We start from the raw sequence: 25113 nt of genomic DNA, 5'->3' as shown, positions 1-25113 counted from the left end.
CAATCTACTATCTAATACCCCTTCCATCACAAGTCTAAGCACTGCTTGGATTGAGAAGTTTTCCCTGTCTTAAAAAATGTTTTCTAACCCATTTGTAAATACAAAATAAGCAAAGTATAAAAATAATAGCCCTGAAACGAGAGAAAAAATTCTAATCATCTTATTTCCCATCAATCTACCACCAACACTGCTGATATAAGCAAGTACTGCTCCCCACACTGCAGAAATCAAAACAAAACCAATGATAAATGGAAGCACACTTTGACCCTCAGAACTTCCAATAGCTGAACTAACGACACTTCCTGCAACCGTAGCAAACCATATTAATCCAGTTGGCGAAGATACAACTAAAATAAATCCCGTGAAAAAGTAAGCCAATAAAGATTTCTTTTCAATTGCATCTACATCCATACTCAATTCTTTTGGACGTACAACATCCTTAAACGCTTGGAATGCTAGATAGAGTAGCATTATTGTACCGACTATCCACATGACGATTTGGAATAAAGCACTCGACTGCAACAATAATGCGACACCATAAACAGCCAAGGTAGCATAAAGCCCATCACCAACCGCGCACCCTAATGAGAATATAAAAGCTGGTAAAAATCCATTCTTAATTCCTGTACGAATAAGTCCCACATTGGCAGTACCGATTTGTAATACAAGAGAAAATCCAATTAATAATCCCGAAATAAAAAGTCCCATAAGTTTTCCTTTCTATTATTAAAAATATATGTAAAAAAGTTCCGTCTAAAGTGTACAGGAATTAGCTGTACATTTAAACGGAACTGGTTTTTTATACTAATCCCTTTGGTTGAAACTGTATACTAACTATTTTAATTGTGTGTCTCAATCAATATCATCCAAATTCTCTACATCTTCTTTTTCGTTTTCTTTGATTCGATTAAGGACACCTGCGCTTTGTAAATACAAGGTTTCTTGAATTGCATCCCAATCTTTTTTGCTTATTAGGACAGCAGCCTCATCATTTCTTTTACTAACTATTTCAATAGGTCTACTTTCAACATTAACTTGTTTAATCAATTTAAAAAGGTTTTGTCTCACGTATGATGGACTAAAACTCAACATGACAATATCCCCTTCCTTTAAAAGTAAACTAAATAATAATTTTCGTATACGTTTTTGTGTACATCAAGTAGTAAATGCCTATCCATATTGGGGTTATGCTTACTTAAAAATATCTAGTTAGACCTTTTATTCATAGCACTTTCTATTTGTTTTTAAATTTATAATATATTTTAAAATCCCTACCAACAATAAGGTGGTAGGGATTTTCATTAATCTTATTAAGTATTATTGATTTATATAGGAATTTCTACTCCCACTCAATCGTTGATGGCGGCTTACTCGTCACGTCATAAACCACACGGTTAACTTCATCAATCTCATTTACAATTCTTGATGATATTTTCTCTAAAACATCCCAAGGAATTCTAGCCCAGTCAGAAGTTACACCGTCAACTGAATTCACAGCGCGAATTCCAACAGTATGGACATACGAGCGTTCTCCATCTTTTACACCAACACTACGAATATTCGGTAGCACGGTGAAGTACTGCCAAATTTCACGATCAAGTCCTGCGTTTGCGATTTCTTCTCTTAAAATTGCATCTGATTCTCTTACAATTTCAATTTTCTCTTCAGTAACTTCACCTAGAACTCGGATACCAAGACCTGGTCCTGGGAATGGCTGTCTCCAAACGATATGGTCAGGAATACCAAGTCCTGTACCTACAGCACGAACCTCTTGTTTATATAGTGTTTTAAGTGGTTCAACTAGCTCAAAATCCATTTCTTCTGGTAAGCCACCTACGTTATGATGTGACTTAATTACTTTTGAACCTTCTTTACCACTTTCCATAATGTCTGTATAAACCGTTCCTTGTGCAAGGAAACCAATATTTTCTAACTTTGCTGCTTCATCGTCAAATACATAAATAAATTCATTTCCAATAATTTTTCTTTTTTGCTCAGGGTCTGTGACACCTTCTAATTTTGATAGGAAGCGTTCTTTCGCATCTACTTTAATAATATTCATATGAAAATCTTCAGCGAATACTTTCATTACTTCATCGGCTTCATTCTTTCTCAGTAAACCGTGATCAACAAAAATACATGTTAGCTGATCACCAACTGCTTTATGCACCAATGCTGCAGCAACAGAAGAATCTACTCCGCCACTTAGACCACAAATGACATTTCTGTCTCCGACTTGTTCTTTAATTGCTTTGACTTCACGTGCAATAAATTCTTCCACATTTAATTCATTCGTTCCCATCGTTTTGCTCCCATCTATTCTTGGTGCTAAAGAATAAAGATTTCATAGCTACCATTTATCATATGTCAATTTTACTCATCCAAAGAAATATGGTCAACCTGTAATTTTATGAATGAGATTTTCCCATAGTTGTTTTAACTTCGCAGACTCATCCGTGTTAAATTCATTACGGTAGAGCATGCGCTCATAATAATTGGTTAGCTCTTGCATTTCTTTTGTTCGATACCTGCCATCAACTCGTTTTGCAAATTGTCTTAATGTCTGTCCTGCTTCACGTTCATATCCGTAATGCGCGAGTAAATCAAGCAGATACATGTATGCCGATTGGAAGTTCTTTTCGTTTTGATTGCGATTTAATTTAAATCGGTAGTACATAGCCCTTATTCGATAACGATTTTTGAATAACAGGTAAGCTATTGCAAGTACACCCAATACGACTAAGGCAACTTGCCACCATTTGAAATCAAAATTATTTTTTGAGGCACTTGCCATTGCTGCTTCTGATTCTTCATCTTCAGGATTCGTAACATCTTCTTCAGGAAACTCTGGATCTGGCTGATCAAGTACATCATCAAATGCATTATTATCAGAGTCTGATGTTTGTGATTGGAAAGATGTTGGGTTAGAGAATCCTTGTGTTGGCTCGAATGTTACCCAACCAGCTTCTGGGAAATATACTTCAACCCATGAGTGTGCGTTAGCATTTGTAACTTCATACGTATCATGCGTTTCACCAGTTTGAATTCTTTCCCCACTTGTGAAACCTTTCGCCCAGCGTGCAGGAATATCTAAAGTTCTTAACATAACAACCATGGAACTAGAGAAGTTATCACAATAACCCATCTGTGTTTCAAATAAGAATTGATCGACATAATCTTCATTAGGTCCTGGAACAGCTACACCAGTTGTTTCATAAGTAAAGTCATTCGATGAAAAATAGCGTTCAATTGCCCTTACCTTATCATACATGGAAGCATGATTTTCAGTAATTTCCTCGGCTAAATCACCAACTCTTGAAGGTAAATCATTCGGTAGCTGCAAGTATTGCTCCATATCCGAAATCTCGTTTGTGCTATTTTGCAATAGCTCTAAAGGAATTGTCGGGTGATCATACGTTAATGTATAATCTGCTGAATTTAAATAACCACCATCTTGGAGTCTTGCTTGAATCGCATGTGAAACAGTATCTACATAATAATCAATTTGAATGGAACCAACTTCAATATTGATATCACGTAACCCATAGGGATAAACAATTTTATCAATCATTTGATCTGGTTCAAATGAAACCTGTGCGGTAAGTTCCTCGGTTTCTATATGGTCAGCAAAAGTTCTTACACGAATGTCATTCGCTTCTTGCAAAACATAATTCGTGTCATAAGCATTTTCCCAACCCTTACCGGTATATACATCTCTTGTCTCAATTCTCCAGTAGTGATTTTCTGCAGCTTCAGCAAAAAACACAGTTGAGTCATCTTGAATAAAAGAACCACCTAATCTTGAATCATCTTCCCCATAGCCAACTTTCTGTACAGTACCTCCACCTGGACTACTGCCCGATCGATCGACTGCACTTTGGATAAATGGTACAGGATCTGGCCACTGTGGATCGAACTTCGGTAAAGACGTTCCAATGATAACTGAGAATAGAACCGTTGCAGCGATTGGAAGTAACCAAGTGGATGCTTTTTTTAACCACTGGAAAGAAACTTTCTCTTTTTCAAGGTCTCTACTAAAATTAACTAATGATAATGCAACCAATGAAATGATAAATACGCGAATAATGGAATTGGAAGCATCGTATAAAGTGAAGGTGTCAAGCACCCCTATATAGATAAAAGTTAACATGATGAAGATAAAGATTCGCTTCATCTGTACAAACCAATAATGTAGTAAATAACTCATTAACCAAATTAACAATAAAAATAAGAAACTACGGAAAAACGGCGTTAAGTAATACCATTCTTGGGAAAATAGTAGACTAATATTTTGACCAATTTCCATAAATAATTGACCAAACCATGCAGGACTAAGAAATAGCATTTCGAAATACAATCCATTTAAAATAAAAAGTAATCCGAAAGCTTTAAGCCCAAAGCTTAGCCACCATTTCATATGAATCATCGAGATAAAGAAACAAAATACGGCATATAAGACAAAAATCGCGATACTACTTGTATCTGTAATGTCACGAACTGGATATAGCCATTCAATAAATAACAATAAAGCGCATAGATACAAAATGGAAGAATAAAAGACGGGCATTGTAAGTTTATTTTCTTTGCTCATTTGATGCTCACCTCTACTGGTGTTTCTGCCAATTCTTTCTCAGTCAGCACATGAATAATCATGCCTTCTTTTCTCATTTGGCCAATGATTTCTTCTTCATTTTTATAAATAAAGTTAGAGTATTGGATGTAGAGCACAACTACATGACCTGTGCGATGTCTCAGTTCTTGAATGGATTGTTTGAAAAAGTCATCAATAGTCGTCGTTAAAATAACAATCATATCTGCACGAGCTGCCATACGTAGCCTTTCTTTTAACACGACCGAAAATGGTCGGGGCCCATTAGGCTGGACTCTTGTAAGAAAGCTCTTAATTCTTTCTTTTTCTCTCATTCCTTGACTTGCTGGAAAATAATTTGTTTCATCTCCAATAGCAAGTAATCCTGCATTAACATCTGATTTTTCCATACGAATAAGCAGCGATAACGTTAGCTCTACAACTGCTTCAAATGCTAGTGGGTTACTTCTTTTAGCAAAACAACTATCTAAGATAAATAATAAGTCCGAACTTCTTTCTTGCTCAAACTCTTTTGTCATTACGGCATTGGTTCTTGCCGTTTGCTTCCAATGAATCCAAGAAAAACGATCTCCAGGTGCATATTCTCTTACTCCTGTCGCAACATTTGTATTCTCCAAATGAAAGGTACTCTGGGCAGTTGAACCTTGTTCAAAACTACTTCTGCCTTCTAGTAGACGTAATTCTCTCACGTTAGGATGCACAATTAATTCATCTTCCACTTCGAAAAAATGCTCTTTTTTTACAAAGCCAATAACGTCACTTGTGAACATTCGAACTGTTCGTAAGTGATGTTCTCCTCGTGGTAATTGATTGAAGGTATAGGGTATTTCGATTTGCTTCCGGAAGCCAACAAACATCATTTTCTTGATTGTGCGGTCAACTTGTAAAAGTTCTGGTTGATTCATATATTCGTATTTATGATGTTTATTATCTTTGAGTTTCAAAGTTTCAGGTATGACTTCTTCAAATACACAGTAATAAAGCGGAAAGGGAAAAGATCTTTCCAGCGTTAAAGTAACCGTGATCTCATCACCTGCTTGGACGACATGATTTGAAAGTTTTCGTTCGACCTTCCAATTACTTAAAGGATAAAATAATAAACCAAAGTGATAAATTATAATTGGCAAGAAACTATAAAATAAAAACCAACTAACAAATCCACCTTGAAACATCGCATAGGAAAATAAAAGAACAAACAAAAGTAAGACGAAAACCAGATTACCAATGAAGCGAATGGAATCCTTCATTAGCTAAATTCCTTTCGAACTGGTATATGGGTTGTATCTAAGATTGAATGTACAATTTCTTCTCCAGTAGCCCCGTCATACTTCCCTTCTGAAGTCATAATCATTCGATGAGAAAGCACATATGGTGCAAGATATTTCACATCATCGGGAATGACATAATCACGTCCTTTGATATAAGCATAGGCCTTAGCTGCTTTCATGAGAGCAATAGAGCCTCGGGGACTAACACCTAGAAATGTTTTCGGGTTTTCTCTAGTTCTTTTCACGATGTTTACAATATAGCTTTGGATGGATGTATCAATGTACACCTCGTTTACTTCTGCTTGTAGCTCGATTAATTCCTCACGCGTCATAACAGATTCAATTGATTCAATTGGATGATTCTTTGCGGTATTTTCAAGCAGTTCTAATTCCTCAGCAAAAGAAGGATAGCCCATCTGGAGTTTTAAAATAAAACGGTCAAGCTGAGCTTCTGGTAAAGGATATGTTCCCTCATATTCAATCGGGTTCTGTGTCGCCATTACGAAAAAAGGTTCATTAAGTAAAAGTGTTTTACCATCCACACTCACACTTTTTTCTTCCATTGCCTCAAGTAAAGCCGATTGCGTTTTAGGCGATGTTCTATTGATTTCATCTGCCAAAATAATATTACCTAAAATTGGTCCTCCACGAAATTCAAATTCCATTTCTTTCGGGTTATATATAGATACTCCAGTTACATCGGATGGAAGTAAATCAGGAGTAAATTGGATTCTCTTAAAATCACAATCTAATGATTTTGCTAGTGTTCGAACGAGCATTGTTTTTCCCACACCAGGTACATCTTCTAAAAGAACATGACCTTTTGCTAATAATGCTACTAAACTTAAGGTAACTACTTCCTCTTTACCAATTATAACTTTATTAATATTCTGAATTACGTCGTTGATTCGTTGATTATTAACAGTTGTCTCTTGCATATATATTGGTCCTCCTCGGAAATCTTAATCTATTGAAAGTCTCTATGAACATAGTATTCTACAAAAAAGTTATATTTATACTTCTAACTATACAAAATAACAGGTATGAAGTAAAAGGAAGATTAATGAATTTTGTAGGAAAAGAATAGAAAGTCATTGAATCTTCATAGACGCTCTTCGTTGTCTTTGTTTAGCAATCGAATTATGTCAATATCGAATAAATAAAATCACTTCACTTAATTCCTCTTGCTTATAATGTGTTGAGGAAATACCCGCTACTGAAAATACGGATTTCCGTTCATGCCTATCCAGTGATCTGTTTGTTCTAATTGATAGGCTAGCTGTAGTAGTCGGTGTTCTTCACCTTTATTTGCAATCACTTGTACGCCTAAAGGCAATCCTTCATTAGATACATAGACTGGTAGTGATATCGCAGGTTGTCCTGTAAGATTTGTCAGCATTCCAAATGGTGTATACGTTAAACTTGGTAAAAACATGTCATAAATTAATTGTTGTTGCTCTGCTTGGTTGGCAATCTTAATATCATGTAATAACTGTTCCTTTTTCTCATCTATAACTGCCAACTGTCCTATTTTCGGAGCAACATCTGCAGTCGTCGGTGTTATGTAAAAATCATATGTTTCATGGAGCTTCGCCATCTTTGCAGCTGCTACATCCCATGATGCAAGACTTCTTGAAAAATCAGCTCCAGAGATAGACTTTCCTGCTACATGTAATAGCCATCCTTCAAGCTCCATATCGTCTGAGGTAAACTCGCGACCAAATGCAGCTTCCATCGTTGCTACGGTCATGGTCATTTCTCCGCTATTCATCATATAATAATCTTTCATTAACTGAACGCCATCAACATCATTTGTTTTTTCTTCCACAATATGTCCTTCCGATTCCAGCCAATGAACAACTTTACGCACTGCAGTTTTCGCATGGTCAGAAACTGACGTACCTACTGGTGATTCTGTTGTAAAAGCAATTCGGAGCGGCTTTTTCATATCTGCTTTCATAGCAGTTAAATATTTATCAGGAAAAAGCGGTGCATGAAAAGCTGCTTCTGGTTGGAAAACTTGAAGTTCATCAAGCATTGCGGCGGTATCACGAACCGTTCGACTTAACATAAAGTTAATCGAAGCTCCTTGCCAGTCACGACCAGAACCTGGCCCAACTGGCATTCTTCCACGCGTTGGTTTCAAACCTACGAGACCTGTAAATGAAGCAGGAATTCGGATCGACCCTCCACCATCACTTGCCCCAGCTACTGGACTCACTCCTGAGGCAATTGCAGCAGCTGCTCCTCCACTTGAACCACCAGGACTATGCTCAACATTCCATGGGTTTCTTGTTGGCCCATATAATGCTGGTTCGGTTATATTTTTTAATGCAAATTCTGGGGTGTTCGTATGACCTAGAAATAAAAATCCTGATTCTCTTAGTCTTTTTACAAAATTCGATTCAATAGTTGCAATATTATCTTTTAGAATCTTGGAGCCCGAAGTCATTTTCTCTCCTGGAAGGGTTTGTGACACGTTCTTTAACATGGTTGGAACTCCAGCAAACGGGCTATCCATCACATTTATTTTTTCGGCTTCAGCTAAGACCTTTTCTTTACGAATACTTGTCGCAAGATTTAGGGTTGGTTGAACTTTTTCTAATTGTTCCAAAGCTAACAGTGTGAGTTCTTTTGGTGTAACTTCTTTTTTCTTTAATAAATCACTCATTGCTACTGCGTCTAACTGTAAATATTCTTCTGTTTTCATTCCTACACCTCTATGTACAATTTATCTAATTTTATCTTAACATTGATTAGTGTGTCTTTCCTAAATTTTCGCTTTTTTATGATGTTTATTAAAATATATGCCTAATAGAGTAGTCAACCAGCTTCGGAAATATACTACGATTTCCGCGGGAGTCTTCATATTTCCGAAGCTAATTTTGATTCATTTACGTTGTAAGATTTAAATAACATGCAATATAACAAAACGCAATTGTTGTTTGTAGTTTTAAATTTGCTGTATACTTGTACATAATTAAGAGGAGTTGAAAAAGAATTGTCACTTATTGTCAATACGGATAAAACGAAGGTCATTGCTATTGAGGTACCTGTGCCAAATATATTAAAAAGTATTAATTTCTATCTTGTCGAGAGGAATGAATCACTTTTTCTAATAGATGCTGGTTATAATGAAGATATTTTTTGGGAATATTTTCAATCGAGCTTGCAAAAGTATGGTTATCAGTTAAGTGATTTAGATGCTATCTTGCTAACTCATCACCATATCGACCATGTTGGATTAGTTTATCGAATCAGAGAGCAGCATGATATTCCAGTTTACATACACCCGCATGCTGGTCCCAAATTAAAAAGAGACCCATTTTATCTTTATAAGAGCTATCAATTTTTTAAAGATTTATACATAAAATTAAATACTGGTGACCTTGGTCAAAAGAAAATAGAAAGCATGTATAAAAAACAGATGGCAGTTGAAGTTTCAGCTATCGATTGGAATCTGCATGAAATACAGCAAGATAAAGTTTTTGATTTTGAAGTGATTCATATTCCAGGACATGCATCAGATCAAATTGCTTTTTACATCCCTGAGGAAGATATCCTCTTTGGTGGAGATTTAATTATTGAGCATCAAACAGTGAGTGCATTTATTGAACCACCATTTAAAGGGGAACGGGTAATTGTATTAAAAGAACATCTGCAGTCATTGGAAAAGATTGTGAATCTTAATCCTGCTCTTATTTTATCTGGCCATGGCATTCCAATTAAAGATGGTGCCGCACTAGCTAAAAAAAGAATCACTTTAATAGAAAATAAATCGGAAAGTTTTCTTAAATTAATTGAAAATGAACGAACGACAGCGAGTGAAATAGTGAAAGAAAGACATCCTGTAAAATATGAAAAAATATTCCCTATCGTTATGGGCGATGCCTTAGGTTTTCTAGATTATCTAGAAGATAGTGGAAGAATTAGTAAAGAAGAGATCGATGGGATTTGGCATTACAAAGCGCACTAAAGGGTAGGAGACTTTATACATGTCCAAAAATATAATTTTCTCTTTTATAATTTCACAGCTTATCTTTCTTCTTTGTCTCCCGTTCTTTTTGGATCTGTTTTTATATTTGCATCCAATTGTTATTGTTGTTCTTTGGATGTGTTTAACAGCTTTCATTTGTTTCATTCTTTTGTTATTTTGGAAACAAACAATAACAGTTCCGAGATATATTCTAATGATTTTACTATTGGCATATTCGGTTTGCCTTCTTATTCTCTTGTTTTTCAGGCCGAATGAGCAAACTTATGAGAATTACAACTTGATTCCGTTCTCTACCATTAGCATATTCTTGAGTGGGAATGTTAGTTTCCTTGTTTCCTTTTATAACCTTGCAGCGAACATCGGCTTATTTATCCCTTTTGGTATTGCTTTAATGTTAACCGTACAATCATGGCCTTTACGGATTCTAATACCTATTTTAGCCATCAGTGGAATTGAACTTACGCAATTTCTAACCAAGCGTGGAAGTTTAGATATCGATGATCTCATCTTAAATTTATTAGGTGTATGTATCGGATTTTTATTGACGCCACTATTTCTTCGTGTCATCAAAATAAAATAAAAAACATCCTTGAGCATTTATAGCCCAAGGATGTTTTTTATAGAATATATTTATCAATTTCCTTCACTAAGTTAACGAGTTGCGGTTTGCTCACCTGTGCACTTGCTCCAACTTTTTCTCCTTTATGGAAAAGATCGTTCGTAATTAGAGAAGAAAAAATCACGACGGGAATGTCTCTTAATCTAGCGTTTTGTTTTAACTTATATGTTAAGTGATGTCCGTCCATTTGCGGCATTTCAATGTCTGTTAAAAGCAGTTGCACACTTTCTTTCGGATCAACAGATTTATCATTAGCAAGAGCTTCTAAGTGGTTCCATGCTTCTTTTCCGTTTTGGAAAAATACAACATTATCATAACCAGCTTCACTTAACGTATCTTTTAGTAAAGCTCGTAAAACACCCGAATCTTCAGCCGCTATAATTTTCTTCTGTGATCGTTCACGAGTTCCAAGTGTCTTAATACTTTCCACGTTCCCACCTAGCTCTGGATTAATTTCCACAATAATTTTTTCAATATCTAAGAAGATTGCTAGCGTTTCGTCACGTAACTTAATAATTCCTGTGGCATATGGTTGGCTACCTGCAGCAAGTTCTGATGGCTTCTCGATTTCTTCCCATGATATACGACTGATCTGTCTGATCCCATGTACCCGAAATGCAATTTTTGTTTGATTCATTTCTGCTACGATAAATTTATCGTTTTCAGGTTTTTCAGATGTCGGTGCTCCGATAATCCCAGCTAGATCGACGACAGGTAAAATATCGCCACGTAAATGAATGATTCCTTCTACATACTCTGAGGAGTTAGGGATTCTAGTAATTGGCATTGGTGTAATAATTTCTCTCGTTTTTAGTACGTTAATCGCAAAGCATTCGTCCCCTAATTCAAACAGAATTATTTCAAGTTCATTTGTTCCACTCTGTAATAAGATACCTTCTCTTTTTTCGTTCATTATACGTCTCCTAAGTTTTAGTTTGATCGTTCTAGAATCTCAATTTCTGTCTAATTAATTTCCTTCATTAATTCGAGTAATTTACCTGACATCACATTAATATGGTCTGTGGTAGCATTAATTTCTTCTGTGACAACGGCTTGTGATTGGATTTTATCACTCATATTATTAATACTAGTTACGATATTAAGTACGGCGTCACTGATATCCTCTAATATTTTTTCAATTTGCTCTACTGCTTCAGCTGTATTAAGCGAGAGTTTTTGTACTTCCGATGCAACAACACTAAAACCTTTTCCTTGTTCTCCAGCACGTGCAGCTTCTATCGATGCATTCAGACCTAATAAATTTGTTTGCGTGGATATATTTTTAATCAAATCAGTTATTGATTTCGTCAAATCAATGCATGCTTTTGCTTCATCAGCAGACCTTGTGGTTACTTCATGTTCTTTAGCAATTTCAGTTGCTTCATTCGTATTACTTCTTATATTTCCTGTAAGTTCACTTAGTAAATTTGTAAAATCATCCATTTCGCTTTCTATACGGTCGTCATATAATTGGCGTTCAATTTCATGGTTTATATCACGCAATAAGCCTGACAACAATGTTGCATTCCCATTTACATCACGTACGACGGTTAATAACATTGTAAACCAGCGAGGGTTACTAGGACTTGTTTCCATTTGGAACTTAATTTCTAAGTCTAGTTGATTTGTTTGATTGTATAAGAAATTATTAATTGTATCTTTTACTTGTTCTCTTTCATCACTTACAATGAGATCCATCCATGCATCAAGTTCATAAATACTTGCTTCATCATCTAAGCCAACTAATCGCTTGAATTGTGGTGAAAACCATAATTTATTTTCAACTTGTTCTGCTTGTAGGTCCATTCCCCATGAACCCTCTAAAGTTGAAACACTATAACTTAGTGATTTTTCTATAAGCTCGAGTCGAGATAATAAGTTCTGAACTCGAATAGCATTTAATTTATTTTCATGGATATTTACTAGCGTTCCAACATTTCGGTAAGGTTCACCCAATTCGTTCCTTAATGTGTCTGCCTTCCCATGAAACCATTCAATGGAGCCATCTTTCTTAACACTTTTAAACTCTATATTATAGTCTTTCTGTAAATCTTTATCATAATGTTCTTCAAATGCCTTTGTTACTTCATTCGCTTCATCAGGTGCTACAGAATCATACCAGCTTTTAAATTTGTTCGGAAAATCATTCTCGTCCTCATATCCTAAGGCATGTCTAAAGATATCATTATAAATATTATTCTCTGTAGGCTCACCATTCTTAATTTCTAAATCCCATGTGCCAATATTATTTAATTCTGTTACAATTTGATATTTCTCATAAAGTTTAATATATTTCTCCTGCATGTTACGAATATATTTATTCATAGAATCTACTAGTTCTTTCATCTCATCACTCTCTGGCTTTAAGGAGATTTGATTATAATAGATCTCTTCCTGCTGCGGCACTTGCTCCATTTGTTCTAGCTCATTAATTAAAAGATTAATATCCGTATTTCTTTTTAATTTAAACAAATCTAATTCGCCTCTCTCGTCTACTAATGATTTATGAATTTCTAGTTAGTTTTCAGAATAAAATAGATACTGATTTCTTTGTTCTTTTGCTTTATATAAAGCCTCGTCTGCTCGGAAAATCAATGACTTCGTTTCGCTGGTATTATCTGGAAGGATAGAGATACCAATACTTGCTGTAATATGAAGAGTTAAACCATTAATTTCGTATGGTTCTTGAAATGTATCAATCATTCGTTCGGCTGTTCGAGAAATCTGAGTTTTATCTTTTACGTTTCGGAGTAAAGCTAGAAATTCATCTCCACCTACACGACACAGAATGTCATCTTTTCGAACGGAATTCTTTAATCGTTCAGCAAAGTGTTGCAGTAATTGATCACCAACATCATGTCCATATTCATCGTTTACTTCTTTAAAATTGTCCATATCGATGTACATCATTGCTAGTTTTTCTTTGGTTTCTATTATTTCTTCAATACTCTCATTTACCATATCGGTAAATATTCTGCGATTCTTAAGTCCTGTTAGTGGATCATGATAAGCTAAGTACTCTAATTTTGACTCATAATTTTTTCTTTCTGTTACGTTGCGTATAACTATTTGGATATCGGGGTCCTCTTTGCTTCCAATCGGGATTATTTTTATTTCCGTCCAAACTTTTTCCCCATCTATTCTTTTTAACTTCCCTACGAATGTATTATTTTCAAATGTACTCTTTTTACATGCTTGAGCAATCATATGGTCAATTTCCTTGCGTTCGATACTTTCAAAGAAATCCCAGATTGTTTTACCGATAATATCATCTTTAGAACGTTGTCCAAATAACTCAACACCAGCTGAGTTAATAAATTCTATTTTGTCATAACGTTGTTTGATTACAGCCTCTGGTAAATGCTCAACAAGTGTACGATAATTATGTTCACTTTCTTCCAACTTGTCTTGAATATACATTTGTCCAGTAAAATCTTTATACATAGCAACGGCTAGGATATCTCCTTTATTAACAGAACGATAAGATGCAAGGATGTCTAAGGTCTCTCCGTTTTTTGTTTCTCTTTTTACTACAGAGTATGGATAATTATTCCCCATCTCTAGTTGCTCGATGAATTTCCTATGTTGCTCTTCTGTCATATCGATAATGAAAGGTGGAAATGTATTATCTTTCAGTTCTTCAATATTCCAGCCTAGCATTTCTTCAAATGATGGATTAACATTTCTTATCGAACCATCATGACAAATTGTAAAAATAGCATCTGCAGTATTGTTCCAAATTAAATCTAAAACCTCTTGATCAATATCTCCTCCAAATGTATGAAGCATTCTCTTCACCCTTATCTTTTATAGATTTGTTTGGTTACGTTATTGATTTAAATAATGTTCGAATGATTCTGGTTTGCCAAGATAAAATCCTTGAACATAACGAACACCAAGTTCTCTAGCTTTTTCCAAATCAGCTTCAGTTTCAATACCTTCTAATATATACATTGTTTCATCACTAAAAAGTTTAATAAGCGACTCGACAACCTTCTGTTTTCTTGTAGACTTTGCTAAACCTTCTGAAAAATAGCGATCTATTTTAACTACATGGGGTTCAAGCTCTATAATATAAGGGATAGTAGAATCTCCTTTACCTAAATCATCTAACGCAATTAAAAAGTCTTCGTTTTTTAAATTAACAATCATATTTTGGCACATCATTAATTCTGCCTCTTTTTTTGCTTCTGTTATTTCAAAAACAATTTTACCGCTTTCTAATTTCATATCTGCTTTGAGTTTAGATAATTGACTCAACGTTATCGGATTTCTAACTGTAGAGGGATGAATATTTATAAATATATGTAATCCTTCTAAATCGGATGTTGATAGATTGATAGCCTCAAAAGCTTTTTGAATGGAGTGCATATCAAGATCAAATAACAAATCTTCTTGTTCAGCATATTGAAAAAGTAGTTCTGGATTCTTAATTTCATTAGAACGTAATAACATTTCGTAACCGAATATATGATTATTCTTAATATCGATAATTGGTTGAATGACATGGTAAAAATCTAAATCCATAATTGTCTGCTGTTTCTCCATGTTCCACTTACCTTCTTTCCTATTACTTTTATACTATATATTATACAGTAAAAATGCATGATTAACTTGAATTTTAGCTAATCATGCATTGAAAATTATTACTTATATATTCTAAGCCTACTTATCAAGGTTTTTAATTTCTATTGGAATAAGCGTTTCTTCTAATTGCTCTCTGCGACTTTCATATTGTGCCGGCAACTTCAACTCTTCTCCCATTGTTTCATGTGATTCGTCATGAGCAAAACCTGGTGGGTCTGTTGCAATTTCAAATAGTATCTCTCCATGTTCTTTGAAATAGATTGCATTGAAGTAATTACGATCTTGAACAGGAGTTACTAAAAACCCTTGCTTGGTAGCATGGTTCTTCCAAGCTAACTGATCAGCATCGTCTTTAGCACGCCATGCAATATGATGAACTGTGCCTACACCCATTCGCCCTCGGCCCATAGGTGTTTTTTTGACATCGATAATGTTACCAATATCTCCGTGAGATTTAAAACGAAGTAAATCATTTTCTTCACCAACGAATTCTAACCCCATTGTCTCTACAAGCGTATCTTTTGTTTTTTCAGGATTTGTCGAAAATAAAATTGCACCACCGAATCCTTTTATGGCAACTTCTGGTGTGATATCCGCATGAGACCAGTTATTCAGTTCACCTTCTTCACGTTCTACTAGCTCTAATTTTAATCCATGCACATCGTCAATTTCTAAATAATGTTCACCAAAACGTTCCGAATCTGTATATTTTATATTAAATTTCTCTAATCTTTTTCTCCAGAAATCCATTGCTCCTACTGGAATAACATATGTTGTCACTCCTACTTGTCCTCCGCCAATTTTTCCTTGGTAAGCATTTACCCAAGGGAAAAATGTGATGATTGTTCCTGGTTTTCCTCCACCGTCACCGAAATATAAATGATATGTGCCTGGATCGTCAAAGTTCACTGTTTTCTTAACTAATCGGAGTCCTAGAACTCCTCCATAAAAATCCGCGTTTTCCTGTGGATGACCAACTATCGCCGTAATGTGATGAATACCTGCAGTTTTCATTTTATTATTCTCCTTTTTATTTGTAATTAATTTATATTTAATTACAATATCTTTAATTAAGTATATCTTAACCTATTCATTTTATTTTGTCAACTTTTTTTAAAAGTTATTTATGGATGGTGATATTTGTTCTGAGTATGTTTTTAGGGTTTTCTAGCATCTTGACCAATCCATGTAATGCGTATTTATATTTCATGCGTATGATAAAAAAAGACCTTTTGAATATAGTATTTATCCAAAAGGTCATTTGTATTTAATTATTTATGTTCTACTGCTTTATACTCTTCTTTTTCTTCAAATTGTTTTTTAGCAAATGGGCAAAGTGGCATAATTTTAACATCTTCCTTCTTTGCTTTTTCGACTACCTTGGCAACTAGTTGTTCTGCTAAACCTTGTCCACGGTGTTCTGGGTCTACTCCAGTATGATCAATAATTAATAAATTGTCACCAGCACGAGTGTATGTTACTTCACCTGCTTCGTTTCCACTTGCATCTTTAACAACAAATCTACTTGTTTCTTCTTCAAATTGATAGCTCATTATGCATGTCCTTCTTTCTCCATTAGGTCTTTTTGAGGCATTGCTTGTGTTTGTCCACTAAAAATATACTTAAGTGCACCTGATGGACAAGTATCTATTACCCTTGCCACTTCTCCAGCTTCTGCTCCGTCTGCAAGTATCCATGGTCTCCTTTTAGTATCAAATACATCTGGATTACCATTTACACAATTTCCCGAATGAACACATGTAGTCTTATTGAAAAAAACATCGATCTTCTCTCCTGTATACTTCCGATAACCATTCTCCAGGAGTTCTTTCTCATTCATTAGAATCCCTCCCAACAGTTTTTTTAAGTATAGCATTTATTGACATTTCGCCAAAATATTATAACTAGATAGCACCATAATAAAAGAACCTCCACTTTTAGGAGGTCCTTTTGTTATTTTCATTTAATATGATTGTTCCACCATTTCCGTTCGAGATCGTCTCGTCGCTTTTCTTTTCTCTAAAGTTCTTAGGAATATATTATTACCGATTAAAGATATGATGATCAGAATAGTACCCATCACGTCATAACCTGTAACAGTGTTCCCTTGAACAATTGAGATTGTTAGTGTCGTAATTGGAACAAAGTTAATAAATAGTAACGCGTTTAAAGGAGAAAGTATGTTTACTCCTATATTCCACCCTAGAAGTGCTATAACTCCAGGGAATACAATCATAAATAATAAATGCGGGCTTGTAATTGCAACTACTTCCAATGTCGGTACAGATATATAACCTGTAAACGTAGTGAAAACAACTACTACACCAGCAGTTATCGTACCAAGTAAACAACTCATAGCAGAATACCTTAAGGCCGACCAACCTGGAAATGATGAACCTCCCATTGTATAAATAACCCACCCAACAACCGCAATGAAAATCATTAACGATGGAATCATATTATCCGTGGCACGAAAGAAAATTTGGATATCGCCTTTTGTAATTACTAAAATCGCTCCGACAAAAGCTATTAGCACGAAAAATAATGTGATTTTATGTGGAAATCTTTTATATATAATAGATACAATTACAATTGAAATCATCGGCATTAATGCTTCCATAATTGAAGCGATCATAACACCCGGCTCTCCCAATAGGTCCTCTCCCCAGAAAATTAAGAGGTTATAGACCGTGAATGCCATCGTTCCGAAAAACCATAATTGCTTTCCTTTACCTTCGAGACGGAATGCTTTCTTCCCCTCTTTCCATAATAACAATGCGACTAAGATTAACGTTACAAAACCGTAACGGATGATTGTAAAATAAAATGGATCAATATGTTTAAAAGCTGAATGCGCGACAGGAAACATTGCTCCCCATGAAGCTGCCGCAATAAAACATAAGAACGCTCCGAGTAATGCACTATTTTTCAATTTTACCTTTCTCCTTCTACCAGATTCTGACTTTATTATCCCAGTTTTATGATATCAAGTAAAATGAGTATAATTGATGACTTATATCATTAATAGTGATACCATAAAAGAACCAAGATAGTAAAGGACGGATCACATGGAGTTTAAGGATTTAGAAATTTTTCAAGTCGTTGCAGACAAAGGAACCATCACAGAAGCTGCAAAGGAATTAAATTATGTGCAATCAAATATAACCTCTCGAATAAAGAAATTGGAAAAAGAAATGAATACTCCTTTATTTAATCGACACCGCCGAGGGATGACTTTGACACCTGAAGGAAAGAAGTTACTATCTTATAGTGAAAAAATAATGGCTTTAACAAATGAAATGAAAAAAGCGGTACAAAGCAAAAGTGAACCTGCAGGGAAATTAGAAATCGGAACAATCGAAACGGTCTTTCAGCTTCCAAATATATTAGCTACCTTCGATAAACAATATCAGAACGTGGAACTTTCCCTGTTTTCAGGGGTCACGGAAAAACTCGAAGAAAAAGTTTTGAGTCATAAACTAGACGGAGCCTTCGTAACAAAGGCAAAATTCTCACCAGAAATTATTGCACAAGATGTATTCGAAGAAGAACTTGTTTTGATTTCTAGTAAAGATACGTCGCCAATGGATAGATTAATGAAAGATCCTATTTTGTGTTTCTCTAAAGGTTGTGGATATAGAAGCCGTCTAGAAACTTGGTTTAATGATCAACAACTTATTCCTCATAAGATGATGGAGTTTGGGACATTAGAAACAATTTTGCGTAGTGTGGTTGTTGGGTTAGGTATTGCCTTTGTTCCTCGCTCTTCTGTAGCTCATTTAGAAGAAAGTAATCTTATTCATACGCATACGTTGCCTAAAGAATATAGTAATATAACAACTGTTTTCATTCGACGTGCGGATAGTTTTCTCACAACAACTCTTGAGCGATTCATTGAAACAATCGAAAGAGAGAATAATCAAGTAGCAGCATATAAAGTAGATAATTTTTAAATAGAAAAGTTGGTTGCCATTTTTCATGTGGCAACCAACTTTTTATTTTTTCTTGATAATATGTGACGATGTCGGGAAAAGTTGTGTCCATATCGGGATTAATTGTGACAGTATCGGGATAAGTTGTGTCCATATCAGGATTTATCCGAATATATCGGGATTCAACGCCAACCAACGCAATTTACCAGCCACGATCCTGCATTCTTTCCTCTTCCCTCAACGTAGAAATCTCAATTCCTTTCATTGCTGTACCTATCTCTTTAGATAACGCTGCAATTAGCGCATAATCTTGGTAATTAGCAGTTGCTTGAACAATCGCACGAGCAAATTTCTCTGGATTTTCAGACTTGAAAATTCCTGATCCAACGAAAACACCATCTGCTCCTAGTTCCATCATGAGTGCAGCATCTGAAGGAGTTGCAACACCACCAGCTGCGTAATTTACTACAGGTAATCTGCCTGCTTCCTTAATTTGTTTTAACACCTCATAAGACGCACCGAGAAGTTTAGCTTCAGTCATTAATTCATCCTCGTTCATCATAACTACTTTACGTACTTGCGCTTGCACCTTACGCATATGGCGAACTGCTTCTACAATATTGCCAGTGCCTGGTTCCCCTTTTGTACGGAGCATTAAAGCACCCTCTCCGATTCTTCGTGATGCTTCACCCAAATCTCTACACCCGCAAACAAATGGTACTGTAAAATCACTTTTTAATAGATGGAACTCTTCATCAGCAGGTGTAAGTACTTCACTCTCATCAAGAAAATCAACACCCATACTTTCCAGCACACGTGCTTCAACAATATGTCCAATACGTGCTTTTGCCATAACTGGAATAGAAACTGCTCCCATTACTTCTTCTATAATACGAGGGTCAGCCATGCGGGCAACTCCACCAGCAGCTCTAATATCAGAAGGAACGCGTTCAAGAGCCATGACTGCGATTGCTCCACTAGCTTCAGCAATACGCGCTTGTTCTGCATTGACCACGTCCATAATCACGCCGCCAGCTTTAATTTTTTCTAATGTCTTTTCTTTATCTACCGCTGTTACTACTCCCATTCCCAACACTCCATTCAAATTTTTATTGATTAATTCTAATTTTAATTTATTATAAAGAATAGGTGACACTAACGAAAGTGTCAGTTTTATATAATTCGACAGGGTCAACAAAGGAGAAATTTTATGGAAATACTTACTTGCAACCTTGACCGTAAAAGTGAAATACCACTTTACGAACAATTATATACATTTATAAAAACAGAAATTATGGAAAGTCGAATAGCTTACGGGACGAAATTACCATCAAAAAGAAAGCTCTCCAAATTTCTTCTGATTAGTCAAAATACAATTGAACAAGCCTATGATCAACTTGTCGCAGAAGGATATATTGAAGGGGTTCCTAGAAAAGGTTTCTTTGTTTTAGCACATGAAGATTTAGAATACACTTCACCAATTCGATATCCTTCTATGGAAGAAGAGAATGTTACAAAAATCGAATATAATTTTCATCCTAGCCGTATTGATACCGAACATTTTCCCTTTGATACATGGCGAAAATACGCTAGAAAAATAATCGATAAAGACAATCAATCACTCCTTCTTATGGGGGATTGGCAGGGTGAAAAACTACTTCGGGAAGAGATTGCCCAGTATATCTATCAATCCCGCGGTGTTCAAGCAACTGCTGAAGATATTATTCTCGGTGCTGGAGTAGAAACTTTATTGCAACAGTTGATTATTTTACTCGGGGAAAATAAATCTTATGGGGTGGAAGACCCTGGGTATCATGCTATCTCAAGGATTCTAAAAAATTATCATAACAGTGTATTTCCATTAGAAGTTGACGGTAAAGGAGTAAAAATAGAAAATCTCGAAATAAAGAATCCTGATATTGTTTATGTAACTCCTTCCCGTCATTTCCCGTATGGGTCTATCCTTTCAGCAAATCGAAGAATTAAATTACTGAACTGGGCAAGCGTTGAAAATAATCGATATATTATCGAGGATGATTATGACAGTGAATTTCGTTATGAAGGGAAATCAATTCCTTCCTTACAAAGCATGGATAAGAATGGAAAGGTAATTTATTTAGGAAGTTTCTCAAAATCACTCATCCCCTCTTTACGTATTAGCTACATGGTGTTGCCGAATCAGTTAATGAAGCAATATAAGGAAAAGCTCTCTTTTTTCCAGTGTTCTGTCTCTAGAATTGATCAACATATGCTCGCTCACTTTATGAAAGATGGCGAATTTGAAAAACATTTGAACCGGATGCGTAAAGTATATCGGAGAAAGATGAATCTAACCCTAGAATTGATTCAACCTTTTCAAGACAAAATTGAAATTATAGGAGATTTATCTGGCTTTCATCTTGTTATAAAAGTAAAAATAAATCGTAGTGAACAAGAATTACTTGAACTTGCTACCAAGAAAAATATTAAGGTCTATCCACTTTCCATCTATTTACTAGAAAATCATGAAGAAAAGCATCCTATCTTTATTTTAGGCTTTGCCGGCATTCCGGAAGCGACCTTACCAGAAGCAATCCAGGCATTATTAATAAGCTGGGAAATAGAATAATGGAGTCGATTGTAAAAGAACATTCATGTTTTAACCGCATTCATTAGGGTATACTTATCTTATAAGAAAGAATATACACATTCGGAAATTAATTATTAAAAAGGAGAGATTTTTTAATGGCAATGGAACACTCACACATTCAACATCACGCTTCTGCAGCTTCGATGACAAACCATATTGTAGCGAACTTAGGAGTTTTATATGTAAAATTACATCAATATCACTGGTATGTTCAAGGCCCTAAATTCTATACACTTCACGCTAAATTCGAAGAGCTCTACAATGACGTAACAGCAAACTTCGATGCATTAGCTGAGCGACTAATTGCACTTGGGGAAAAGCCATACTCAACATTAGGTGAGTATTTGGAGCATGCCTCCATTGAAGAGAATGTTTATGATAAAAAAATATCAGCAGAGAAAATGGTAGAGAATCTTGTGGAAGATTACCGTACCATCCGTGACATTACGAATCGCGGAATCGACTTAGCTGGAAAAGAGAATGACACTGTTACAGAAGATTTACTTATTGGCTATAAAGAGAGTGTTGAATTAACGATTTGGATGCTCCAAGCCTTTCTTGGAAAAGATGCAACTGAATAATTTTTGACAACAATTATTGCACGTATAATGAGAGCTTTATGAGACTCATTATATGTGCAATTTTTATTTTTAAACTATTATTTTTAACCGAAGTAGCTTATAATATATTCAATCTATTAAAAGGAGGTGCAGAAAATGTCTGAACTATTATTGCAGGAAATTTTATCGGAAGTTAAAGACGTTAAAAATGAAATGCAAGTATTACATGAATGGAAAAATGAAGTGACGGAATGGAGAAACGAAGTTAACGACTGGAAAAACGAAGTGTCTGAGTGGAGACATGAGATGACGGAGTGGAAAGAAGAAGTCAGCGACTGGAAAAATGAAGTGTCTGAGTGGAAAGAAGAAGTCAACGACTGGAAAAACGAAGTGTCTGAGTGGAAACATGAGATGACGGAGTGGAAAGAAGAAGTCAGCGACTGGAAAAATGAAGTGTCTGAGTGGAAAGAAGAAGTTAGCGACTGGAAAAACGAAGTAACTGAGTGGAAAGAAGAAGTTAGCGACTGGAAAAACGAAGTAACTGAGTGGAAAGAAGAAGTTAGCGACTGGAAAAACGAAGTAACTGAGTGGAAAGAAGAAGTTAGCGACTGGAAAAATGAAGTAACTGAGTGGAGACATGAGATGGCTGAATGGAAAGAAGAAACAAATGCTACACTTGAAACAATTGGGTTACACGTTAGCACAATATTGGAAGAAGTCCAAGAGATTAAAGTTAATCAAGAAAGACAGGGAAAAGTTTTAGAGACACTATCTTTTCGCTCATTAGAACATGAGGCAGACATCCGTATGTTAAAGCGTGGAATTTAATCTTTTCTTTTTATTAATTATTCTTACTGTTATTCACTTCAAGGTTATCTTCTAATATATTATCCAACCATCCCATCATCGATTGACAACCTCCCTGTTTATTAGATATAATTTAATTAATTAAAACTTTAGGAGGGTTGATTACTCATGAGATTGCGTTTCCCAACTTTGAATTCGTAAATAAATACGATCAAAGGTCTGCTTGTGAAGCAGCTCAAAGGGAATAGTCTGTCTATTTTAGTAATCTTCCATCATGAAAAGATACGTTTATTAAAGACACTGATTATTTAGTGTCTTTTTTTGTTTCTTCCTTTTTTGCATTTCACAGGCACACCTGCGACTTAAATGGAGGAGAACAAACATGATGACATTATTATTCTATTGATACAAGCAACTGCTAACACGCAAAGCTTGTATCGGTTTTGCTACCGATACGAAAAATTAAATTTTCGGAGGTAGTTATAATGGAAAATATCCTTTTTGATATAAGAAAAGTAAAAATAAAGTTTTTAGATAAAGAAATTATTAATATTGATCACTTAGCGGTACATCAATTCGATCGGATTGGAATTGTCGGTAAAAACGGTGCTGGAAAAAGTACATTACTTCGACTTCTTTCAGGCGAGATCGAACCGAATAGTGGAAAGATCAATCGCTACACGAAACCAGGAATTTTTAAACAAATGGAAAATCCAACAGAAAAAAATGCAGATGGAATGCTTCTATCCAAACTCGGCATTTCATCGATTGGTGAAAATGCAAGTGGAGGTGAACAGACAAAACTCAAGCTTGCTGAACTTTTTTCAACTTATTATGAAGCGCTGCTAATTGACGAACCAACCACTCACCTTGATCAAGATGGCATTTCTTTTATTATCGAACAACTAAAACATTACTATGGTGCCTTACTATTAATCAGTCATGACCGAAATCTATTAGATGAACTGGTCGATACGATTTGGGAAGTATCTGACTTAGAAGTAAAAATATATAGCGGAAATTACACTGCTTACGAAGCCCAGAAAAAACTTGAGATTCGGCAGCAAAAAGAAGCACATGAAAATTATATAAGAGAAAAAGAGCGACTTGAAAAAGCTGTTGAAGAAAAACTTCAAAAAGCGAGTAGTATGTTAGGCAATGACAATAAGTCAAAGCAAAAGGCAAAAGAAAAACCAAGTAGATTGGGTAAATCAAAATCAAAAGGAACGTCACAAAAAGGAATTTATCGGGCAGCAAAATCTATCGAGCAAAGAATAGATAATCTTGAGGATGTTGCAGCTATTAAAGTAGAGAATGAAATTGTTTTTCACCAGTCAAAAGCACTTGCTCTTCATAACAAATTTCCGATTATGGCAGAGAATTTAAGTCTTTCAGTTGGCAATAAGCTACTACTTGATCATGTTAATTTTCAGTTTCCACTCGGTAAAAAGATAGCAATCACTGGACCAAATGGTTCTGGCAAAAGCACTTTGCTTCACCATATTCAAAAAGGTGGCGACGGATTAAGTCTCTCTCCAAAAGTGAAGTTTGGTTTCTACGATCAGATGAGCTATCAATTTATATCAGATGAAACGATTATTCAGTACATGCGTAAAAAATTTGATCAACCAGAAGGCTTTTTACGAAGTGTTTTACACAGGATGCTATTTACGGGAACAGACTTGAAAAAGCAGCTTAACAATCTAAGTGGTGGTGAAATTATTCGCTTAAAGCTATGTGAATTATTTCTCGGAGAATACAATATTCTCTTATTAGATGAACCGACAAACTTCCTAGATATTCACGCGTTAGAAGCACTAGAACAATTCATCTTAGGATATGAAGGAACCGTGATTTTCATTTCCCATGATAAGACTTTTATTAATCATACAGCAGATATTGTTTTTAAAATTGATCCAGAGAACAAAACTATTTATCAAATCTAAAATGCACAAGCTAACTATTAAACACAATAGTTAGCTTCACTAGTGTTGCATTAATATAGTTTGAATTTTCAGTTACTAACTTTTTTCTAAAAGAGCCAAAAAACTAAATACCCTATTAAAGGTGGCTCCATCCATTTGGGATTTATTTACAGTTAGACG

General features: G+C 35.3%; 22 protein-coding genes and 1 pseudogene. 7 read left to right on the top strand and 16 right to left on the bottom strand.

All coding sequences use genetic code 11. The features are described 5' to 3' along the window. Positions 1-69: 69 nt before the first annotated feature. The 7 genes and pseudogenes from ACXYMZ_RS11355 to ACXYMZ_RS11325 form a co-directional block, all read right to left on the bottom strand. Positions 70-708, bottom strand: coding sequence for a LysE family translocator (locus ACXYMZ_RS11355; protein WP_458948517.1), 639 nt, complete (start codon positions 706-708; stop codon positions 70-72). A gap of 144 nt (positions 709-852) precedes the next feature. Further along, positions 853-1092 carry a type II toxin-antitoxin system Phd/YefM family antitoxin gene (locus ACXYMZ_RS11350; protein ID WP_458948516.1) on the bottom strand — a complete coding sequence of 80 codons (240 nt, stop codon included), beginning with the start codon at positions 1090-1092 and terminating at the stop codon, positions 853-855. 247 nt (positions 1093-1339) lie between these two features. After that, positions 1340-2281 (bottom strand): annotated as a pseudogene (gene guaA, locus ACXYMZ_RS11345) (glutamine-hydrolyzing GMP synthase); the annotation flags it as partial. Positions 2282-2395: 114 nt separating this feature from the next. After that, complete coding sequence (locus ACXYMZ_RS11340; protein ID WP_458948515.1) at positions 2396-4591, bottom strand: transglutaminase TgpA family protein; 2196 nt, start codon at positions 4589-4591, stop codon at positions 2396-2398. Then, a complete protein-coding gene (locus tag ACXYMZ_RS11335; protein ID WP_458948514.1) occupies positions 4588-5856 on the bottom strand; it encodes a DUF58 domain-containing protein in 1269 nt (422 codons plus the stop codon). The genes ACXYMZ_RS11340 and ACXYMZ_RS11335 overlap by 4 nt, the downstream gene beginning before the upstream one ends. Next, positions 5856-6815 (bottom strand): AAA family ATPase, encoded by a 960-nt coding sequence (locus tag ACXYMZ_RS11330; protein WP_458948513.1) that lies wholly within the window; start codon positions 6813-6815, stop codon positions 5856-5858. Before ACXYMZ_RS11330 ends, ACXYMZ_RS11335 begins: the two co-directional genes overlap by 1 nt. Before the next feature lie 275 nt (positions 6816-7090). Then, a complete protein-coding gene (locus ACXYMZ_RS11325) occupies positions 7091-8587 on the bottom strand; it encodes an amidase (RefSeq protein ID WP_458948512.1) in 1497 nt (498 codons plus the stop codon). Positions 8588-8878: 291 nt separating this feature from the next. On the opposite strand from ACXYMZ_RS11325, the gene ACXYMZ_RS11320 reads away from it, so the two are divergent. Then, complete coding sequence (locus ACXYMZ_RS11320; protein WP_458948511.1) at positions 8879-9853, top strand: MBL fold metallo-hydrolase; 975 nt, start codon at positions 8879-8881, stop codon at positions 9851-9853. Positions 9854-9872: 19 nt separating this feature from the next. Then, entirely contained in the window at positions 9873-10454 is a 582-nt protein-coding gene (locus ACXYMZ_RS11315) for a VanZ family protein (RefSeq protein WP_458948510.1), read from the top strand. A gap of 37 nt (positions 10455-10491) precedes the next feature. Here ACXYMZ_RS11315 and ACXYMZ_RS11310 read toward each other — a convergent pair whose 3' ends face one another. The 8 genes from ACXYMZ_RS11310 to ACXYMZ_RS11275 form a co-directional block, all read right to left on the bottom strand. After that, positions 10492-11406, bottom strand: a complete 915-nt coding sequence (locus ACXYMZ_RS11310; protein ID WP_458948509.1) for a chemotaxis protein — start codon at positions 11404-11406, stop codon at positions 10492-10494. Between the two features lie 50 nt (positions 11407-11456). Beyond that, positions 11457-12965 carry a methyl-accepting chemotaxis protein gene (locus tag ACXYMZ_RS11305; RefSeq protein WP_458948508.1) on the bottom strand — a complete coding sequence of 503 codons (1509 nt, stop codon included), beginning with the start codon at positions 12963-12965 and terminating at the stop codon, positions 11457-11459. Between the two features lie 45 nt (positions 12966-13010). Next, the gene (locus ACXYMZ_RS11300; protein WP_458948507.1) at positions 13011-14282 is read right to left on the bottom strand and encodes a diguanylate cyclase domain-containing protein; all 1272 of its coding nucleotides are present in this window, start codon (positions 14280-14282) and stop codon (positions 13011-13013) included. Positions 14283-14321: 39 nt separating this feature from the next. Continuing rightward, positions 14322-15041 (bottom strand): EAL domain-containing protein, encoded by a 720-nt coding sequence (locus tag ACXYMZ_RS11295; RefSeq protein ID WP_458948506.1) that lies wholly within the window; start codon positions 15039-15041, stop codon positions 14322-14324. A gap of 117 nt (positions 15042-15158) precedes the next feature. After that, the gene (locus tag ACXYMZ_RS11290) at positions 15159-16094 is read right to left on the bottom strand and encodes a ring-cleaving dioxygenase (protein WP_458948505.1); all 936 of its coding nucleotides are present in this window, start codon (positions 16092-16094) and stop codon (positions 15159-15161) included. Positions 16095-16351: 257 nt separating this feature from the next. Continuing rightward, positions 16352-16633 (bottom strand): GNAT family N-acetyltransferase, encoded by a 282-nt coding sequence (locus tag ACXYMZ_RS11285; RefSeq protein ID WP_458948504.1) that lies wholly within the window; start codon positions 16631-16633, stop codon positions 16352-16354. After that, on the bottom strand, positions 16633-16920 hold the full coding sequence (locus tag ACXYMZ_RS11280; RefSeq protein WP_458948503.1) for a (4Fe-4S)-binding protein: 288 nt from the start codon (positions 16918-16920) through the stop codon (positions 16633-16635). The genes ACXYMZ_RS11285 and ACXYMZ_RS11280 overlap by 1 nt, the downstream gene beginning before the upstream one ends. Positions 16921-17043: 123 nt before the next feature. Then, positions 17044-18012, bottom strand: coding sequence for a DMT family transporter (locus ACXYMZ_RS11275; RefSeq protein WP_458948502.1), 969 nt, complete (start codon positions 18010-18012; stop codon positions 17044-17046). 136 nt (positions 18013-18148) lie between these two features. Between ACXYMZ_RS11275 and ACXYMZ_RS11270 the strand changes: the two genes are divergently transcribed. Beyond that, positions 18149-19033, top strand: a complete 885-nt coding sequence (locus ACXYMZ_RS11270) for a LysR family transcriptional regulator (RefSeq protein ID WP_458948501.1) — start codon at positions 18149-18151, stop codon at positions 19031-19033. A 181-nt stretch (positions 19034-19214) separates the two neighbouring features. On the opposite strand, the gene pdxS is transcribed toward ACXYMZ_RS11270, so the two are convergent. After that, positions 19215-20099 carry a pyridoxal 5'-phosphate synthase lyase subunit PdxS gene (gene pdxS / locus ACXYMZ_RS11265; RefSeq protein ID WP_458948500.1) on the bottom strand — a complete coding sequence of 295 codons (885 nt, stop codon included), beginning with the start codon at positions 20097-20099 and terminating at the stop codon, positions 19215-19217. Between the two features lie 123 nt (positions 20100-20222). On the opposite strand from pdxS, the gene pdxR reads away from it, so the two are divergent. The 4 genes from pdxR to ACXYMZ_RS11245 all read left to right on the top strand — a co-directional run bounded on the left by pdxR (position 20223) and on the right by ACXYMZ_RS11245 (position 24954). Then, a complete protein-coding gene (gene pdxR / locus ACXYMZ_RS11260; RefSeq protein WP_458948499.1) occupies positions 20223-21620 on the top strand; it encodes a MocR-like pyridoxine biosynthesis transcription factor PdxR in 1398 nt (465 codons plus the stop codon). A gap of 116 nt (positions 21621-21736) precedes the next feature. Beyond that, positions 21737-22222 carry a Dps family protein gene (locus ACXYMZ_RS11255; protein ID WP_458948498.1) on the top strand — a complete coding sequence of 162 codons (486 nt, stop codon included), beginning with the start codon at positions 21737-21739 and terminating at the stop codon, positions 22220-22222. A 135-nt stretch (positions 22223-22357) separates the two neighbouring features. Beyond that, complete coding sequence (locus tag ACXYMZ_RS11250; RefSeq protein WP_458948497.1) at positions 22358-23029, top strand: hypothetical protein; 672 nt, start codon at positions 22358-22360, stop codon at positions 23027-23029. Positions 23030-23493: 464 nt separating this feature from the next. Further along, the gene (locus tag ACXYMZ_RS11245; RefSeq protein WP_458948496.1) at positions 23494-24954 is read left to right on the top strand and encodes an Msr family ABC-F type ribosomal protection protein; all 1461 of its coding nucleotides are present in this window, start codon (positions 23494-23496) and stop codon (positions 24952-24954) included. Positions 24955-25113 lie beyond the last annotated feature (159 nt).

The organism is Oceanobacillus sp. CAU 1775 (assembly GCF_054482815.1).
This window is presented reverse-complemented; position numbering and strand designations above follow the sequence as displayed.

Coding starts and splice junctions, on each gene's coding strand:
- ACXYMZ_RS11355 (WP_458948517.1), bottom strand. CDS start 708: ATGGGACTTTTTATTTCGGGATTATTAATTGGATTTTCTCTTGTATTA.
- ACXYMZ_RS11350 (WP_458948516.1), bottom strand. CDS start 1,092: ATGTTGAGTTTTAGTCCATCATACGTGAGACAAAACCTTTTTAAATTG.
- ACXYMZ_RS11340 (WP_458948515.1), bottom strand. CDS start 4,591: ATGAGCAAAGAAAATAAACTTACAATGCCCGTCTTTTATTCTTCCATT.
- ACXYMZ_RS11335 (WP_458948514.1), bottom strand. CDS start 5,856: ATGAAGGATTCCATTCGCTTCATTGGTAATCTGGTTTTCGTCTTACTT.
- ACXYMZ_RS11330 (WP_458948513.1), bottom strand. CDS start 6,815: ATGCAAGAGACAACTGTTAATAATCAACGAATCAACGACGTAATTCAG.
- ACXYMZ_RS11325 (WP_458948512.1), bottom strand. CDS start 8,587: ATGAAAACAGAAGAATATTTACAGTTAGACGCAGTAGCAATGAGTGAT.
- ACXYMZ_RS11315 (WP_458948510.1), top strand. CDS start 9,873: ATGTCCAAAAATATAATTTTCTCTTTTATAATTTCACAGCTTATCTTT.
- ACXYMZ_RS11310 (WP_458948509.1), bottom strand. CDS start 11,406: ATGAACGAAAAAAGAGAAGGTATCTTATTACAGAGTGGAACAAATGAA.
- ACXYMZ_RS11300 (WP_458948507.1), bottom strand. CDS start 14,282: ATGCTTCATACATTTGGAGGAGATATTGATCAAGAGGTTTTAGATTTA.
- ACXYMZ_RS11295 (WP_458948506.1), bottom strand. CDS start 15,041: ATGGAGAAACAGCAGACAATTATGGATTTAGATTTTTACCATGTCATT.
- ACXYMZ_RS11290 (WP_458948505.1), bottom strand. CDS start 16,094: ATGAAAACTGCAGGTATTCATCACATTACGGCGATAGTTGGTCATCCA.
- ACXYMZ_RS11285 (WP_458948504.1), bottom strand. CDS start 16,633: ATGAGCTATCAATTTGAAGAAGAAACAAGTAGATTTGTTGTTAAAGAT.
- ACXYMZ_RS11280 (WP_458948503.1), bottom strand. CDS start 16,920: ATGAATGAGAAAGAACTCCTGGAGAATGGTTATCGGAAGTATACAGGA.
- ACXYMZ_RS11270 (WP_458948501.1), top strand. CDS start 18,149: ATGGAGTTTAAGGATTTAGAAATTTTTCAAGTCGTTGCAGACAAAGGA.
- pdxS (WP_458948500.1), bottom strand. CDS start 20,099: ATGGGAGTAGTAACAGCGGTAGATAAAGAAAAGACATTAGAAAAAATT.
- pdxR (WP_458948499.1), top strand. CDS start 20,223: ATGGAAATACTTACTTGCAACCTTGACCGTAAAAGTGAAATACCACTT.
- ACXYMZ_RS11255 (WP_458948498.1), top strand. CDS start 21,737: ATGGCAATGGAACACTCACACATTCAACATCACGCTTCTGCAGCTTCG.
- ACXYMZ_RS11250 (WP_458948497.1), top strand. CDS start 22,358: ATGTCTGAACTATTATTGCAGGAAATTTTATCGGAAGTTAAAGACGTT.
- ACXYMZ_RS11245 (WP_458948496.1), top strand. CDS start 23,494: ATGGAAAATATCCTTTTTGATATAAGAAAAGTAAAAATAAAGTTTTTA.